Source organism: Streptomyces sp. B3I8, from assembly GCF_030816915.1.
Taxonomy (GTDB): domain Bacteria; phylum Actinomycetota; class Actinomycetes; order Streptomycetales; family Streptomycetaceae; genus Streptomyces.
In genome coordinates this window covers 838208-853537 of the sequence record NZ_JAUSYN010000002.1, presented here as the reverse complement: position 1 = coordinate 853537, position 15330 = coordinate 838208, and the positions used below count along the sequence as shown (strand labels likewise).

Sequence of the window (15330 nt, the reverse complement as noted above, 5' to 3'; positions counted from 1 at the left end):
CAGGCTGTGTCTCGACCTTCCCGCGCCCCGGTGGGCGCCGCAACGCGGGTACGGCTCTGCGTCGGGCGGACGCCGCAACACGGTCCCGGCGACTCACCCTCCGTCCGAGTGCTCCGCCAGCCGGTCGAGAAACGCGGCCTGCGCCTTCACGACCACCGCCCGCGCCTCGGCGAGCGGGAACCAGCGCACCCGGTCCAGCTCGGGGAACTCCTGCCGGCGGCCCGAACGCGGCGGCCACTCCATCGTGAACGTCCCCGGTACGACCGTCGCCGGGTCCAGGTCCGCCGCCACCGCCCACGCCGTGACGACCTTGCCGCCCGCCTGCCGCACCTCGCCCAGCGGCACCGCCTCGCCGTCCGGCGGCGCCAGCCCCAGCTCTTCCCGGAACTCCCGGCGGGCCGCCTCCCAGGCCGGCTCCTCGGGCGGGTGCTCGCCCTTCGGCACGGTCCACGCTCCGGCCTCCTTGCGGGCGTAGAAGGGGCCGCCCATGTGGCCGAGCAGCACCTCCAGGCCGCCGTCGCCGGCACGGCGGTACAGCAGCAGCCCGGCACTGCGCCGGCCGCGCGCCGCGCCGCCCCCGACCGCGCTCGTGGCTCCGCTCACGGCGCCACCCCCGGGTGCGCCGCCAGCAGTGTCGCCACGGTGTCCGCCTCCTCCGGCCGTTTGTCCTCCCGGTAGCGCAGCACGCGCGCGAACCGCAGGGTGACGCCGGCCGGGTAGCGGGTGGAGCGCTGCAGCCCGTCGTACGCGATCTCGACCACCAGGTCCGGCCGCACGGTGAAACCCCAGCGGTGCTCCTCGACGGCCAGCTCGCGCAGCCGCTCGGTCTGCCAGGCCAGCATCGCGTCCGTCAGACCCTTGAAGGTCTTGCCGAGCATCACCGGCGATCCGTCCTCGCCGCGGGCGCCCAGATGCAGGTTGGAGAGTCTGCCGCTGCGCCGGCCGTGTCCCCACTCGGCGGCCAGCACCATCAGGTCGAGGGTGTGCACCGGCTTCACCTTCAGCCAGGAGGCGCCGCGTCGGCCCGCGCTGTAGGGGGCGTCCAGCGACTTGACGACGACGCCCTCGTGCCCGCGCTCCAGCGTCGCCGCGAGGAACGCCTCGGCCCGTGCGCTCTCCTCCCGGCCCGTCACCACCGCCCGCCGCACCCGCAGGGGCTCCGGGACCAGCAGGGCGAGTTCGGCGTGCCGGTCGGCGAACGGCAGGTCGAGCAGGTCGCGGCCGTCCACCGCCAGTACGTCGAAGAAGACGGGGGAGACCGGCACGGCCGTCGCCGCCCGCGCCACGTCCACCCGGGAACCCACCCGGCCCGCGGTCTCCTGGAAGGAGCGGGGCCGCCCGTCCTCGGCCAGCGCCAGCACCTCGCCGTCCAGCACGAACCGGTCCTGCGCCAACCGCTCGGCCACGGAGACGACTTCGGGCAGCCGGTCGGTGATGTCGTCGAGCGTACGGGTGTACACGCGCACCGTGCCGCCGTCCCGGTGCACCTGGACCCGGATGCCGTCCAGTTTCTCCTCCACCGCGCAGGCGCCCAGCTTCTCCACCGCCGCGGTGACCGAGGAGGCGGTGTGTGCGAGCATCGGCAGCACCGGGCGGCCGACGGTGAGCCGGAACGCCTCCAGCGCCGCCGGTCCGTCCGCGAGCAGCGCCCGCGCCACCGGCTCCAGCGCACCGGCCAGCATCACCGCCCGCCGTACATCCGCCGGTGCCGCGCCGGTGGCACCGGCCAGCCCCTCCGCCGCGAGCGCGTCCAGCGCGCCCTGCCGCACCTCACCGGTGAGCAGGCCGACCAGGAACCGCTGCTCCTCCTCGGTGGCCGCTGCCATCAACGCGCCCAGCAGGCGGCCGCGCGCGGTCTGCGAACCGGTGCCGGTGACGGCGCCGATCGCGGTCAGCCGGGCGTCCACCTCGCGCACGGTCAGCGTGGGCTCGGCGGCCGGGGACACGGGGGTGCCGAGCAGCTTCCAGCCGATGCCGAGGCGCCCCTGTGGCAGCCGGCCCGCGAGGTAGGGGATGACGACAGGCACATCCTCGGGGTCGGCCGCCCGGAACAGCTCGGCGAGCAGGGCGGCCTTGCGGGAGCGCGACGAGGTGGCCGCGACCTCCCGGGACACACGGGCGAGCCGGTGCAGCAGCATGCAGCCATGGTGCACCGGGAGCAGGGGGTCCACACCTTCGCGCCGGTCCCGTCCGGATCGCCCGTCCCGGTCCGAGCCACCCCGGTCTACGCCGCCCCGTCCCGTGCCACCCCGACCCGGGCGTCGATGTCCTCGAAGACCAGCTCGCCGTTGACGGCGGCCGCCGCCGTGTACCCCGTGCTCGCCGCGTTGATCACCTGCTGCGCGACGAGGGTCGCGTTCCCCGCGGCCCACACCCCCGGCACCGTCGTACGCCCCGTCTCGTCCACCACCGGACAGGAGCCCATCGGGGTCTCCCGCAGCTCGGCGCCCAGCTTCTCCAGCAGCCCCGTGCGCGGCACCATGCGGGGCGCGACGAAGACCACGGAACGGGCGTGCACCGAGCCGTCCGCCAGCCGTACGCCGGTGATCCGGTCCTCCTCGACCACCAGCTCCGCGACCTCGCCCGGGACGACGTCCACGCCCGCCGCGGCGAGCCTGCGCAGCTCGTCGTCGGAGAGGTCCTCCTCGGCCACGGCGTTCAGGAAGAGCGTGGTGTCCTTGGACCAGTGGCTGACCAGCAGGGCCTGGTGGACGCTCATCGGGGAGGTGGCCAGCACTCCGAACGCCTCGTCGCGCACCTCCCAGCCGTGGCAGTACGGGCAGTGGATGACGTCCCGTGCCCAGCGCTCGGCGACACCGGGCACGGACGGCAGCTCGTCCTTCAGCCCCGTCGCCACGACGACCCGCCGAGCACGGACCGTCCGCCCGCCGGCCAGGGCGGCGGTGAAGCCGAGGGGGCTTGTCCCGTCCGCCCCGTCCCGGGTCAGGTCGACGACCCGGTCCTGGACCAGCTCGACCGTCCCGTACCGGGCGATCTCCTCGCGGCCCACGGCCAGGAGCTCGGCCGGCGGCATGCCGTCCCGGGACAGGTAGCCCTGCATGTGCGCGGCGGGCGCGTTGCGCGGTTCGCCCGCGTCCACGACGAGCGTCCTGCGCCGGGCCCGGCCGAGGACCAGCCCGGCGGAGAGCCCGGCCGCGCCGCCCCCGACGACGAGGACCTCGTAGCTGTCGGTGGGTCGGTCGATGTGGTTGTCGGTGTGCGTGTCGGTCATGGTGACCACCTCCACGGGCAGCCTCACCGAACCCCTCCGTATTGACAAACGAACTTGCCGAACCTGCAATGAAGCGATGAGCGACGATGCGCGGGACGAAACTCCCGCAAGCGGTGACGGCGACACGGACGAGGTCCTCGCCGAGGTGGGCCCCCGGTTGCGGCGGATCCGCAAGGAGCGCGGCGCCACGCTCGCCGCGCTGTCGGAGGCGACCGGCATCTCGGTGAGCACACTGTCCCGGCTGGAGTCCGGGCTCCGCAGGCCCTCCCTGGAACTGCTGCTGCCGATCGCCCGCGCGCACCAGGTGCCGCTGGACGAACTGGTGGGCGCCCCGAAGGTGGGGGACCCCCGGGTACGGTCGGAGCCGATCGCCCGGTTCGGCCGCACGTACTGGCCGCTCACCCGCCAGCCCGGCGGGCTGCAGGCGTTCAAGGTGCTGGAACCGCAGCGTGCCTGCGAACCCCACCCGCGCACCCACGAGGGTTACGAATGGCTGTACGTCATGTCGGGGAAGCTGCGGCTCGTGCTCGGCGACCACGACGTGGTGCTGGGCCCCGGTGAGGCGGCGGAGTTCGACACGCGCGTGCCGCACTGGTTCGGCTCGACGGGGGAGGGGCCGACAGAGTTCCTGAGCCTGTTCGGCCCCCAGGGCGAGCGGATGCACGTACGGGCCCGGCCGACGCGACGGGGCGGGGACGCCTGACGTCGCGCCGGTACGGGGCCTGTGCCGGGCCGAGATCCAGGTCGGTGCCGTGCCTGTGCCGGGTCCCGCGGGTCACCAGCCGGGGTAGCGGCCCCACCAGTGCGGGTCCCAGCCGCTGACGTACTCGCTCCCGCTGGGTGGATCGGTGAACTGGGCGACGAGGTCGTGGGCGAGGGTGTCGAGCACCCAGGCCAGCTCGTGCCGGCTCACCAGGCCGACGGGCAGCGCCTCCGCGCCGTGCGCCGCGCCGAGCAGCGCGCCGGTCACACAGGCGACCGAGTCGCCGTCCGGGGCCCCGGCGGCGAAGCACAGCGCGGCGTCCAACTGGTCCCGGCCGGGGAAGGACGCGGCGACGTACACCCCGCCGAGCAGTGCCGACGGCGCGGTGGCGTCGGGCGCGAGCTTCGCGAGCCGTGCCGCGTCCGCGGGATGCCCCTCGGCCTCCCCGAGCGCGGCGCAGAGCCGGTCGCGCTCGTCGGCCGTCAGATCCGGGTCGGCGTAGGGAAGGGCCCGCATGCCGTCCCGCAGGGCCTGCCGGACCCGCGACCGCCCGGCGGGCCCGGAGTCCCGGGCGTCGTCCTGCGCGGCGGTGAGGCAGTGGCCGGCCAGGACCACCGCATGGGCCGCCGCGGACTGCGCGGCCGGGTCGCCGTGGGTGAGGGCGGCGACGCCCCGTGCCAGCCCGGCTGCCTGTCCGTGGGTGTGGGCGGCGCCGACCACGGCGACGGGAAGGGTGCGGGTGAGCGCGTGGCAGCCGCGGCTGGCCGTCGGCTTCCCCGTGTCGCCCTGCTCGATCCGGGACAGGGCCGCCACGGTCGCCGGAGCCGAGCCGCGCCGTTCGGCGAGCACGGACACCTGGGCGAGCCAGCCGTCGGGCCAGACTCCGTCACCATGGGCCCAGCGTGCGCGCATCCGCTCGACCTCGATCCCTTGGAGGGCGGCCCAGCGGCAGTAGGCGTGCGCGATGCCCCCCGAAGGTGAGCAGATGCCTCTGTGATCGTCGCGCACGAGACCGCGGATGGTGCCCTCCGCGGTGAAGCAGGCCAGTTGGGTGCTGACACCGGCCCGCAGGGTTCCGGCGGCGGGCAGCTTGCCCTTCGCGGTGCCCAGCGTGTCCCCCAGCGCGAGCCCGAGCATCAGGCCGCGCACCCGGGAGGCAGCGCCCTTCCCATTCAGGAATTCCGCAGGCCGCTCCGCCTGCGCCGACCGCGCGGACTCGCTGGGCTCGGCGGACCCGGTCCCCCGGACGGGCCCGACGGCCCCGGCGGCCAACGCGTGGACCGCGTCCAGCAGTTCGGTGTGTGCCGAGAGCTGCCGGCCGTGCGGCAGCACCTCACGCAGACCGGAGAGCGCGGCCTCGGAGCCGATTCCGTGCGCGAGGTGGCTGTAGACCGCGGCGACGGCCGGCGTACGGCTCTGCCCGGCGACGCAGTGCAGCAGGACCCGCTTGCCCTCCTTCCGCAGCCGCAGCACCTCGCGGGCCGCCTGGTCCACGACGTAGTGGAGGTTGGCGTTCTGCTTGTCGCTGTCCACCAGCCAGACGCGCACGTGCTCGGCGTCGGTGCCCGGCAGGACCGGGTCCGTGCCCATGCGGCACAGCGACACCACCGCGTCGACGTCGACCGGCGCGCTTCCCTGGAGGAGGGCGAGGTTGCCCAGGACGACTCCGGGGTCGAGCGGGTGGGGGACGGCGAAGGCGCGGGGCGCGTCCGCCGGGACGGGCAGGCGGCCCGCGGAGGGCCAGCCGGCGGAGTCGTCCCGTCCGCCCCGGGCGGTGCGCACCGCCAGCCGGACGAGGTCGACGCCGGTGAGCGCGGGCCAGCCGTTCACGTCCTGCTGCCACCGCAGCGGGATGCCGGAACAACCCCAGCGCGCCCCGAGCAGGGCGCCCGCGATCGCCGCGACCGTGTCGGTGTCGTCGCCGGCCCGCACCGCCGCCTCGAGGGCGAGCCGCAGGTGCTGGGCGGGGAAGCTGCCCTCGCCGGGGTTCAGCACGGGCACGGGGGTGCGCGTGATCGCCGACCAGGCGGCCTGGAGCGCGGTGACGACCCAGCCGTTGGGGGAGAAGTGGTGCGGAGGGTGGGCCTCCGCCTCGTCCAGCCGCTCGGTCCACAGGGCCCGGCGCTCGGCGGGAAGCAGTTCCAGACCGGCCCGTACGCCGTCGAAGGTGCCCTTCAGCACGGCGGTGCGGATGCCGGAGCACCACAGTACGCAGGCATCGGCGCAGTCGGGGTCGGGGTGGGTGAGCCCGCTGACCGCGACGGCGGCCTCGGCCATCTCCGTCGCGTCACCGAGGTGGGCGAGGGCGACGATCCCGGTCCGCATGAGCGAGCCGTTGCCGGCGCTGTTCGCGCGGGCCGCGGTGAAGGCGGCCGCTGCCTCCCGCATCGCCGCTCCGGCCGCTCCGGCCGCGCGTCCGGCGGCGTTCAGCACGGCTCTGGTCTGGTTCCCGACGTCGCTCGCGCCCTCGCTCAGCCACCGCTGGAAATTCGCCGCGACCGCGTCGAGGGCCTCGGCACCCCGCAGATCGGCTCCGGTGGCCGCGACCTCGGCGATGCACACCTGCATCTGGGTGTCGTCGGAGTACTCGCCGGGCTTGTACGGCCCCAGACCACCGCCGATCATCCGCGGCTGCTCGTTCCCGGTCAGCGTGGCCTGGAACTCGTAGGGCACGCCCAGCGCGTCTCCCACGGCCGCGCCGAGCAGGACGCCCGCGGCGCGATCGGTGCACTGCGGGTCCAGGTGGGGCTGTGGGGCACGGGCGGCGGCGTGCGGCATGGAAACTCCGTGGGGACGAGACGAGACGGGATGTGACACAACGGCGATCGGAAGAGTGGTCGGACGGCCGACCGGAACGACGCGAACGCGGCGAAAGCCGAAATAGGCGCACCTTTCGGTGAATTGCCGCTGATCGGCGTGGATTGACGCCCCGCCAGCTTCGCACGCCGCCGCCCTTATCGTCAATGAGACCATATGGAAAAGCGGGAGTGCGGGGCGCCCCGGTGACGCCGTGGAGCGGAGCCTGTTCCCCTATGTGCAAGCGACCGCTTAGTATGTCGTCGGGGCGGAACCGCGGAACTGCGCAGACCGCTCGGCCGCGCAGACCGCGGAATCCCGGACCGACCGACGACCCAGTCTCTGGAGGCCGCGCATGCAGGCATGGCAGGTGCACGAGAACGGCGAACCCACTGAGGCCATGCGCCTCGTGGACGCCGAACCGCCCACCCCCGGCGACGGCCAGGTACGGCTCAGGGTGCGCGCCGCGAACATCAACTTCCCCGATGCCCTCCTCTGCCGCGGCCAGTACCAGGTCCGCCCGTCGCTGCCCTTCACCCCGGGCGTGGAGATCTGCGGCGAGACCGAGGACGGTCGTCGCGTCCTCGCCACCACCGCTCTCCCGTACGGCGGATTCGCCGAGTACGCCCTCGCGGACGCCGCCGCCCTCCTGCCCGCCCCGGACCCGCTCGACGACGCCGAGGCCGCCGCCCTGCACATCGGCTACCAGACCGGCTGGTTCGGCCTGCACCGCCGGGCCCGCCTGGAGGCCGGCGAGACGCTCCTCGTGCACGCCGCCGCCGGCGGGGTCGGCAGCGCCGCCGTCCAGCTCGGCAAGGCCGCCGGCGCCACGGTCATCGGCGTCGTCGGCGGTGCCGAGAAGGCCGCCGTCGCCCGCACCCTCGGCTGCGACCTGGTCGTCGACCGCCGCGCCGAGGACGTCGTGGCCACGGTCAAGGAAGCCACCGGGGGCCGGGGCGCCGACGTGATCTACGACCCCGTCGGCGGCACGGCCTACGAGCAGTCCGCCAAGCTCGCCGCCTTCGAGGGCCGCATCGTCGTCGTCGGTTTCGCCGGCGGCACGATCCCCAGCCCGGCGCTCAACCACGCCCTGGTCAAGAACTACTCCATCCTCGGCCTGCACTGGGGCCTGTACAACACCAAGAACCCCGAGCTGGTCCGGCACTGCCACGAGCAGCTCACCGAACTGGCCGCCCGGGGCGCGATCAAGCCGCTGGTGAGCGAGCGGGTCCCGCTGGAGGACGCGTCGGCCGCCGTGCAGCGGGTGGCCGACGGCGTCAGCACGGGCCGTATCGTCGTGCTGCCCGCAGCGAAGAACGGAGCTTCCGCATGACGGACCACGACGCGCCCGGCGAACCCGCGACCCACGTGCCCGAGAAGCTCGACGCCCCCGAACTGCGCCGACGCACCCGCGAGTTCCTCGCCGCCCACCCGCCCGCCGGTGCCGGCCGGCTCGACTTCCTCCGCGCCCGCTTCGACGCGGGCCTGGCCTGGGTGCACTACCCCGAGGGCCTCGGCGGCCTCGGCGCCCCCCGCTCGCTGCAGGCCGTCGTCGACACCGAACTGGAGTCCGCGGGCGCCCCCGACAACGACCCCCGGCGGATCGGCATCGGCCTCGGCATGGCCGCGCCGACGATTCTGCAGTACGGCACGCCCGAGCAGCAGCAGCGCTTCCTGCGCCCGTTGTGGACCGGCGAGGAGGTGTGGTGCCAGCTGTTCAGCGAACCCGGCGCCGGCTCCGACCTCGCCGCGCTCGGCACCCGCGCCGTGGCCGACGGCGAGGACTGGGTGGTCGACGGACAGAAGGTGTGGACGTCCAGCGCCCATGTCGCCCGCTGGGCCATCCTCATCGCCCGCACCGACCCCGGCGTCCCCAAGCACCGCGGCATCACCTACTTCGTGTGCGACATGACCGACCCCGGCGTCGAGGTCCGCCCGCTGCGGCAGATCACCGGCGAGGCCGAGTTCAACGAGGTCTTCCTCACCGACGTCCGCATCCCCGACTCCCGCCGGCTCGGCGCGGTCGGCGACGGCTGGCGGGTCGCCCAGACCACCCTCATGAACGAGCGCGTCTCCATCGGCGGCATGCGCCTGCCCCGCGAGGGCGGCATGATCGGCCCCGTCTCCCGCACCTGGCGCGAACGCCCCGAGCTGCGCACCCACGACCTGCACCAGCGGCTGCTGAAACTGTGGGTGGAGGCCGAGGTCTCCCGCCTCACCGCCGAACGCCTGCGCCAGCAGCTCGCCGCCGGACAGCCCGGCTACGAGGGCAGCGGCATGAAGCTCGCCTTCGCCCGCCTCAATCAGGAGATCAGCGGCCTGGAAGTCGAACTCCTCGGCGAGGAAGGCCTGTTGTACGACGACTGGACCATGCGCCGGCCCGAACTCGTCGACTTCACCGGCCGAGAGGCCGGCTACCGCTACCTCCGTTCCAAGGGCAACAGCATCGAGGGCGGCACCAGCGAGGTGCTGCTCAACATCGTCGCCGAGCGCGTCCTGGGCCTGCCCGCCGAACCGCGCACCGACAAGGACGTCGCCTGGAAGGACCTGGCCCGATGAGCACACAGCCCGACCTGCTCCACTCCGAGGAGGAAGAGGCGCTGCGCGCCGCGGTCCGCGACCTGCTCACGGACCACTGCGACCCGGCGGGCGTCCTGCGGCGCACCGAGTCGGACTCCCCGCACGACCTGAAGCTGTGGAAGTCGCTCACCGAGGGCATGGGCCTCGCCGGACTGCTCGTCCCCGAGGAACTCGGCGGACAGGGCGCCACGCACCGCGAGGCCGCCGTCGTCCTGGAGGAACTGGGGCGCGCGGTCGCCCCCGTGCCGTACCTGACCAGCGCCGTCGTCGCCACCGAGGCCCTGCTGGAGTGCGGACACGAGGGCACTTCCGGCGCACTGCTCGGCGAGCTGGCCTCGGGCGCGTCGGTCGGGGTGCTCGCCGTCGGACTGCACACCGCACCCGGCGCCCCCTTCCCGACCGCGCGCCTGGAGAACGGCACGCTGCGCGGCGAGCTGACCGCCGTCGCCGACGCCGGCGCCGCCGACGTACTCCTCGTCCCCGCCGACGACGGCGGCCTGTACGCGGTGGCCGCAGCCGACGCGACCGTCACCCCGCGGATCTCCCTGGACCTGACCCGCCCCGTGGCGCGGATCGTGCTCGACGCCGCGCCCGCCCGCCGCCTCGGCGACGCGGCACCCGCCGTGCGCCGCGCGCTGCGGGCCGGAGCCGGACTGCTCGCCTCCGAACAACTCGGCCTCGCCGACTGGTGCCTGACCGAAACCGTCCGCTACCTCAAGGACCGCAAGCAGTTCAACCGGCCGGTCGGCGGCTTCCAGGCGCTCAAGCACCGGCTGGCCGCGCTGTGGCTGGAGGTCGTCAACCTGCGCGCCGCCGCGCGCAACGCCGCCGACGCGCTCGCCACCGGCGGCGAGGAGCGCGACCTCGCGGTCGCCGTGGCCCAGGCATACGCCGCGGGTGTCGCCGTGCACGCCGCGGAGGAGGCCGTCCAACTGCACGGCGGGATCGGCATGACCTGGGAGCACCCGGCCCACCTCTACCTGAAGCGGGCCAAGGCCGACTCGCTCGCCTACGGCACAGCGGGCGCCCACCGCGAGCGGCTGGCCGCCATGGTGGACCTGCGCCCGCCCGCGTAGGCGGTCCCCGCTGTCCCCGCCGGTCGGTTCGCTGTCGTCGTCGGGCCGGCCGGGACACCACTCGTTCGGCGGACACGTCAGCTGCCCGGACGAACCCTCCACTGCGCCACACTTGCGGCCGAACGCCGCGAAGCGGACGTTGCGGAGGAGGGTGACCATGGCCATTTCCATCTCGCTGGTGCTGCTGCTGACGATCCTTGCGGTGATCTTCCTCCGCAACGGCGGCCTGAAGGTCTCGCACGCGCTGGTCTGTGCCCTGCTGGGCTTCCTCCTGGCGAGCTCCAGCATGGCGCCCACCATCCACAACGGCCTGCTGGCCACGGCGGACATCGTCAGCGGCTTGCGCCCCTGATCGAGAGGCGCGGGCCCGGGCCCGCGCCTTGGGCCTGGGCCCGCGCCCGGGCCCGGGGCTCACCCTCCGACGGCGAACACGCCCACCCCATTGGCGACCGCCCTCTCCGCACCCCCGGAGGGATGGTTCCGCACATCGACAGCCCCACTTCCCGCGCCCTTCGTCACGAGTGTCGTGGACCCCCCACCGTCCACCCCGAACGCGTCCGACGCACCCAACCGCCCCAACTCCGCGGCCACTTCGGTGACGGTCAGCCCGGACCGGTACGCCGCCCCGCCGTCCAGCGCGAGCAGCAGCAACCGCCTCCCGCCGTCCGCGATGCCCAGCGCCGTGCGGACCGCCGACACCGAGTCGTCCAGCCCCGGCGCCTCCCGGCCGTCCCGCCGCAGTACGGCACCGCCGACGGCGAACCGGTACGGCACGCCCGCCTTCGCAGCCACCAGCCACTGCCCCACAGTGACCTTCTCGCCCACGGACAGCTTGCGCAGCCACTGGGCGCCCGCCTCGCGGCCGACCAGCACGGTCGTGCCGCCGGCGATCGTCCCGGAACCGGGGGAGTCCGCGGCCGAGACGACCCGCCCGCCACGCACGGTGACCTCGTAGGTGTCCGTACCGCAGGGCGCCGCGCGCTCGGTGTCGGTACCGCACACCGCCCGCCGCCGCGAGACGCCGCCCCAGTCGGCGGTGTACGCCCCGACCGAACCCTCGGGCAGCGCGTACTGGTTGAGCCCGCGCAGCGGCAGCGCCCCGTCGGCCGCCGTCCGCACCGTTCCGGAGAGAGCCAGCCGGTCCAGCCGCGCCACCCCGTCGGTGCCGACGCCGAGTACGTCCTCGGTGCTGCCCCCGGCCGGCAGTGCCGGGCCGAAGCGCTGGCCGCGCGGCACCGCCGCCTTCAGCGCCCGGCCGCCCGCGACCGCCGGGCCGACCGGGGCGCCGGTCACCTCCACGCCGGGGTGCTGGGCCTCGCTGATGTCGAAGAAATCACCGTTGACACCGGCGACTGCCCCGGCGGACGCCGCCATCCGGGACACGGCGGCGCGGGCGGCGACGGCACCCGGATACAGCAGGTCGACACGTACATGCGGATCGCGCAGATCGACGGAGAGCAGATGGACGTGGGTCGTCCCGTGGGCCGCGGCGAGGTCGAAGTCCCGGTAGGTGACGCCGGGTGAGACGTCGACGGCGTGCTGTACGGCGCCGGCGGGCGCCGCGCCCGCGAGAGTGGCGCCGGCCAGCGCGCCGAGGACGGAGAGCTGGGCGAGGACGGTGGTGAGCCGGGCTCTGGGACGGAAGTGCCGGTAACGCGTCACAAGTACCCCCTGGGAACTGGTGGCTGTCGCATCATCGACTCACCCGCTCATCACCACATCACAGGAATGAGCCGGGAGTGCGAGGGGCAGTCCACCAGACGGCGGTGACGCGTCGGACGGCTATGCGTCGACGACGCGGGAACGGATCAGAAAACGCACTCCTTCGGGTGCTTCGAGCGAGAAACCGCTGCCGCGCCCCGGGACGACGTCCACGATCAGCCGGGTGTGCGCCCACGCCTCGTACTGGCTCCGCGACATCCAGAACCCGACGGGTTCGCCGACACCGTCGACCTCCAGCTCGGCGAGCAGCACGTCGGAGCCACCGGTGCGGAATTCCCCCTCGGGGTAGCACATGGGGGCGCTGCCGTCGCAGCAGCCGCCCGACTGGTGGAACATCAATGGCCCGTGCAACGCACGCAACCGCCGCACGAGGTCGGCGGCGGCCGCCGTCAACACCACACGCCCCACGACGACATCACCGGCGCCGGCTTCTTCCTCACCCATTCCACGCCTCCTGACTTCCGCCCCCGATTGAACGCCGCCCCGGGTTGCAGCGAGGTTGCAACGGGTTTTGGGGGAGCGGGGAACTGCGCGAAACGGGGCGAGGCCCCGTGCCGGGGTCGAAGGGGCAGAGCCCCTGAAGGTCGGGAAGGGAAGGAGCGGCGGGGGCGGAAAAACCCACCGCACCCACTCGGACGCGCACCGCCCCCCCCGAACGGGTGGGGCCGTCCGGCCCCGGAACGGGTGGGGCCGACCGGCCCTCGCGGGTACCCGGGAAACCCGACAAGGTGGAACCACCCGCCCCGACCCGGAGGCCCTCATGCCCGCCGACACCCCCACTCCCACTCCCACTCCCACTCCTCGAACCCCCACCCCCCTCACCTCCGAGGACCTCACCACCCTCGACGCCCACTGGCGCGCGGCCAACTACCTCTCCGTCGGCCAGATCTACCTCATGGCCAACCCGCTGCTCACCGAGCCGCTGCGTCCCGAACACGTCAAACCCCGACTCCTGGGGCACTGGGGCACCTCACCCGGCCTCAACCTCGTCCACACCCACCTCAACCGCGTCATCCGCACCCGCGACCTCGACGCCCTCTGCATCTGGGGCCCCGGCCACGGCGGCCCCGCCGTCGTCGCCAACAGCTGGCTGGAGGGCTCGTACACCGAGACCTACCCCGACGTCACCCGCGACGCCGCCGGCATGGCCCGCCTCTTCAAGCAGTTCTCCTTCCCCGGGGGCATCCCCAGCCACGTCGCCCCCGAGACCCCCGGCTCGATCCACGAGGGCGGCGAACTCGGCTACGCCCTCTCCCACGCCTACGGCGCCGCCTTCGACAACCCCGGCCTCCTCGTCACCTGTGTCATCGGCGACGGCGAGGCGGAGACCGGCCCGCTCGCCACGTCCTGGCACTCCAACAAATTCCTCGACCCCGTCCACGACGGCGCCGTCCTGCCGGTCCTCCACCTCAACGGCTACAAGATCGCCAACCCGGCCGTCCTCGCTCGCCTCCCCGAACACGAGCTCGACGAACTGCTGCGCGGTTACGGCCACGACCCCCTCCACGTCACCGGCGACGACCCCGCCGCCGTCCACCGCGCGATGGCCGGCGCCATGGACACCGCCCTCGACCGCATCGCCGCGATCCAGCGCGCCGCCCGCGAGGACGGCGCCACCGAGCGCCCCCGCTGGCCGATGATCGTGCTGCGCACCCCCAAGGGCTGGACCGGCCCCGCCGAGGTCGACGGCCTCCCGGTCGAGGGCACCTGGCGTGCCCACCAGGTTCCGCTGTCGGCCGTCCGCGACAACCCCGAGCACCTGAGCCAACTGGAGGCGTGGCTGCGCTCGTACCGTCCGGAGGAACTGTTCGACGAGCACGGCGCACCCCGCCCCGAGGTCCTGGCCTGCGTGCCGCAGGGAACGCGCCGGCTCGGCGCCACCCCACGCGCCAACGGCGGGCTGCTGTTGCGCCAACTGCCCCTGCCGCCACTGGAGAAGCACGCCGTCGCCGTCGACAAGCCCGGCACCACCCTGCACGAACCCACCCGCGTGCTCGGCGACATGCTCGAAGACGTCATGGCCGCCACCGCCGACCGCCGCGACTTTCGCCTCGTCGGCCCCGACGAGACCGCCTCCAACCGCCTTCAGGCCGTCTACGCCGCCAGCGGCAAGGCATGGCAGGCGGACACCCTCCCCGTGGACGAGGACCTCGACCGGCACGGCCGGGTGATGGAGATCCTTTCCGAACACACCTGCCAGGGCTGGCTGGAGGGCTACCTCCTCACCGGCCGGCACGGGCTGTTCTCCTGCTACGAGGCGTTCGTCCACATCGTCGACTCGATGGTCAACCAGCACGTCAAGTGGCTGCGCACCACCCGCCGCCTCAGCTGGCGCGCCCCCATCGCCTCGCTCAACTACCTGCTGACGTCACACGTCTGGCGCCAGGACCACAACGGCTTCTCCCACCAGGACCCCGGCTTCGTCGACCACATTCTCAACAAGAGCCCCGAGGCCGTACGGGTCTACTTCCCGCCGGACGCCAACACCCTCCTCTCAGTCGCCGACCACGCGCTGCGCAGCAAGAACTACGTCAACGTGATCGTCGCCGGCAAACAGCCCTGCTTCGACTGGCTCAGCATGGACGAGGCCCGGGTCCACTGCGCCCGCGGCCTCGGCGTCTGGGACTGGGCAGGCACCGAGGACGGCACCCGCGAACCCGACGTGGTGCTCGCCTGCGCCGGCGACGTCCCCACCCTGGAGACCCTCGCCGCCGCCCAGCTGCTCCGCACCCACCTGCCCGACCTCGCCGTCCGCGTGGTCAACGTCGTCGACATCGCCCGACTGCTGCCCGCCGAGGAACACCCGCACGGCATGAGCGACTTCGAGTACGACGGCGTCTTCACCGCCGACAAACCGGTGATCTTCGCCTACCACGGCTACCCGTGGCTCATCCACCGCCTCGCCTACCGCCGCGACGGCCACGAACACCTGCACGTGCGCGGCTACAAGGAACGCGGCACCACGACCACCCCGTTCGACATGGTCGTCCAGAACGACCTCGACCGCTACCGCCTGGTCATGGACGTCATCGACCGCGTCTCCGGCCTCGCCGTCCGCGCCGCCGCCGTCCGCCAGCACATGCAGGACGCCCGCCTGCGCCACCACGAGTGGATCCGCGAACACGGCATGGACCTCCCGGAGGTCGCCGACTGGACCTGGGACGCCTGACCCGGCGGGGGTCCGGTCAGGGGCGTCGCGGGGAACTGCGCAGCCCCGGGGG

The 15330-nt window shown here is 73.9% G+C and carries 12 protein-coding genes; 6 read left to right on the top strand and 6 right to left on the bottom strand.

The window, feature by feature from the left end; genetic code table 11:
- Positions 1 to 93: 93 nt before the first annotated feature.
- The 3 genes from QFZ64_RS06010 to QFZ64_RS06000 all read right to left on the bottom strand — a co-directional run bounded on the left by QFZ64_RS06010 (position 94) and on the right by QFZ64_RS06000 (position 3232).
- Positions 94 to 603, bottom strand: a complete 510-nt coding sequence (locus QFZ64_RS06010; protein ID WP_307063083.1) for an NUDIX domain-containing protein — start codon at positions 601 to 603, stop codon at positions 94 to 96.
- Positions 600 to 2138, bottom strand: a complete 1539-nt coding sequence (locus tag QFZ64_RS06005) for an ATP-dependent DNA ligase (RefSeq protein ID WP_307063081.1) — start codon at positions 2136 to 2138, stop codon at positions 600 to 602. The genes QFZ64_RS06010 and QFZ64_RS06005 overlap by 4 nt, the downstream gene beginning before the upstream one ends.
- Before the next feature lie 86 nt (positions 2139 to 2224).
- Entirely contained in the window at positions 2225 to 3232 is a 1008-nt protein-coding gene (locus tag QFZ64_RS06000; protein WP_307063079.1) for an NAD(P)/FAD-dependent oxidoreductase, read from the bottom strand.
- A 76-nt stretch (positions 3233 to 3308) separates the two neighbouring features.
- Between QFZ64_RS06000 and QFZ64_RS05995 the strand changes: the two genes are divergently transcribed.
- Entirely contained in the window at positions 3309 to 3935 is a 627-nt protein-coding gene (locus tag QFZ64_RS05995) for a helix-turn-helix domain-containing protein (protein ID WP_307063078.1), read from the top strand.
- Positions 3936 to 4007: 72 nt separating this feature from the next.
- Here QFZ64_RS05995 and QFZ64_RS05990 read toward each other — a convergent pair whose 3' ends face one another.
- Entirely contained in the window at positions 4008 to 6713 is a 2706-nt protein-coding gene (locus QFZ64_RS05990; RefSeq protein ID WP_307063076.1) for an ADP-ribosylglycohydrolase family protein, read from the bottom strand.
- 373 nt (positions 6714 to 7086) lie between these two features.
- Between QFZ64_RS05990 and QFZ64_RS05985 the strand changes: the two genes are divergently transcribed.
- From QFZ64_RS05985 to QFZ64_RS05970, 4 genes are all read left to right on the top strand, one after another.
- Positions 7087 to 8064 (top strand): NADPH:quinone oxidoreductase family protein, encoded by a 978-nt coding sequence (locus tag QFZ64_RS05985; RefSeq protein WP_307063074.1) that lies wholly within the window; start codon positions 7087 to 7089, stop codon positions 8062 to 8064.
- The gene (locus tag QFZ64_RS05980; RefSeq protein ID WP_307063072.1) at positions 8061 to 9290 is read left to right on the top strand and encodes an acyl-CoA dehydrogenase family protein; all 1230 of its coding nucleotides are present in this window, start codon (positions 8061 to 8063) and stop codon (positions 9288 to 9290) included. The genes QFZ64_RS05985 and QFZ64_RS05980 overlap by 4 nt, the downstream gene beginning before the upstream one ends.
- Positions 9287 to 10387: an acyl-CoA dehydrogenase family protein gene (locus QFZ64_RS05975; RefSeq protein WP_307063070.1), complete on the top strand. Its 1101-nt coding sequence runs from the start codon at positions 9287 to 9289 to the stop codon at positions 10385 to 10387. Before QFZ64_RS05980 ends, QFZ64_RS05975 begins: the two co-directional genes overlap by 4 nt.
- Before the next feature lie 157 nt (positions 10388 to 10544).
- Positions 10545 to 10739, top strand: coding sequence for a hypothetical protein (locus QFZ64_RS05970; protein WP_307063067.1), 195 nt, complete (start codon positions 10545 to 10547; stop codon positions 10737 to 10739).
- 59 nt (positions 10740 to 10798) lie between these two features.
- On the opposite strand, the gene QFZ64_RS05965 is transcribed toward QFZ64_RS05970, so the two are convergent.
- A complete protein-coding gene (locus QFZ64_RS05965) occupies positions 10799 to 12049 on the bottom strand; it encodes a phosphodiester glycosidase family protein (RefSeq protein WP_307063065.1) in 1251 nt (416 codons plus the stop codon).
- A 120-nt stretch (positions 12050 to 12169) separates the two neighbouring features.
- Positions 12170 to 12553, bottom strand: a complete 384-nt coding sequence (locus QFZ64_RS05960) for a DUF779 domain-containing protein (RefSeq protein ID WP_307063062.1) — start codon at positions 12551 to 12553, stop codon at positions 12170 to 12172.
- A 316-nt stretch (positions 12554 to 12869) separates the two neighbouring features.
- Here QFZ64_RS05960 and QFZ64_RS05955 point away from each other — a divergent pair, with 316 nt between their 5' ends.
- Positions 12870 to 15278, top strand: coding sequence for a phosphoketolase (locus QFZ64_RS05955; RefSeq protein ID WP_307063060.1), 2409 nt, complete (start codon positions 12870 to 12872; stop codon positions 15276 to 15278).
- Positions 15279 to 15330: the final 52 nt, after the last annotated feature.